The sequence below is a fragment of the Halovulum marinum genome (genome assembly GCF_009697225.1).
Lineage (GTDB): Bacteria > Pseudomonadota > Alphaproteobacteria > Rhodobacterales > Rhodobacteraceae > Halovulum > Halovulum marinum.
The window spans coordinates 1-1,102 of the sequence record NZ_WIND01000069.1 but is presented as its reverse complement, the minus strand read 5'-3'; the positions used below and the strand labels follow the sequence as shown (position 1 = coordinate 1,102).

Genomic DNA, 1,102 nt, shown 5'->3' with positions numbered 1-1,102 from the left:
AACCGACGAGACGAGCGGCGATGCGCTGACCGAGGCCACGGGTGCGGCCGAGCGGCTGGAGACGGCACTCGGCGATGCAGGTCGCGCCGCGACAGGTGCAGGCGCGGCGGCCGGGGCTGCTGCTGCGGCAGCGGAGACCGCGTCCGAGGCTGCCGTCACCGGTTGGCAGGCGGTCACGGCGGCGCTGTCGGACTACGCCAGCAAGGCGCGCGAGATCGGCGGCGATATTGGCCAGAGCCTCGTCGGCGCCTTCCAGTCGGCCGAGAACGCCGTCGGCCAGTTCGTGCGGACCGGCAAGCTGAACTTCCGCGATCTCGTCACCTCGCTGCTGGCCGATCTCGCGCAGCTGGCGGCGCGGCGGTTCATCCTCGGGCCGATCGCCAACGCGCTCTCGGGCGTGTTTTCTGGTGCTGGCGGCATCTTCGCCAACGTCCTGCATGCGGGCGGCATGGTCGGCGCGGCCGGGCCCTCGCGCATGGTCCCGGCCATGGCCTTTGCCGCCGCGCCGCGGATGCATTCCGGCGGGATGGCCGGGCTTCGCCACGACGAGGTGCCCGCAATCCTGCAGCGGGGCGAGCGGGTGCTGTCGCGTCGCGAGGCGCAGAGCTACGGCGCAGGCGGCGCCGTCAACGTCACCATCATGGCCCGCGACGCCGAAAGCTTCCGGCAGTCCCGGACGCAGGTCGCGGCCGACATCGCCCGCGCCGTGTCGCTCGGGCGGAGGGGCATGTGATGGCGTTTCACGAGGTCCGGTTTCCCGACAACATCAGTCGCGGCGCGCGCGGCGGGCCAGAAAGACGCACACAGATCGTCGAGCTCGCCTCTGGCGACGAGGAGCGCAACGCCAGCTGGGCCAACTCGCGCCGCCGCTACGATGTCGCCTACGGCATCCGCCGCGCGGACGATCTGGCGGCGGTGGTCGCCTTCTTCGAGGCGCGCAACGGTCGCCTGCACGGCTTCCGCTTCAAGGACTGGGGCGACCACAAGTCCTGCCTGCCCTCGGGCACGGCATCGCCCACCGACCAGGCGATCGGCACCGGCGACGGCACGACGACCGCTTTCCAGCTGACCAAGCTCTACGCCTCGGGCGCGCAGTCGTGGA

The 1,102-nt window shown here is 72.0% G+C and carries 2 protein-coding genes; both read left to right on the top strand.

Annotated elements, in window-relative coordinates; all coding sequences use genetic code 11:
- On the top strand, window positions 1-733 hold a 733-nt coding region (locus GE300_RS22035), incomplete at its 5' end, for a phage tail tape measure C-terminal domain-containing protein (protein ID WP_325063362.1).
- The coding region (locus GE300_RS22030) for a DUF2460 domain-containing protein (RefSeq protein ID WP_154449705.1) at window positions 733-1,102 on the top strand (370 nt) is incomplete at its 3' end. The genes GE300_RS22035 and GE300_RS22030, both read left to right, overlap by 1 nt.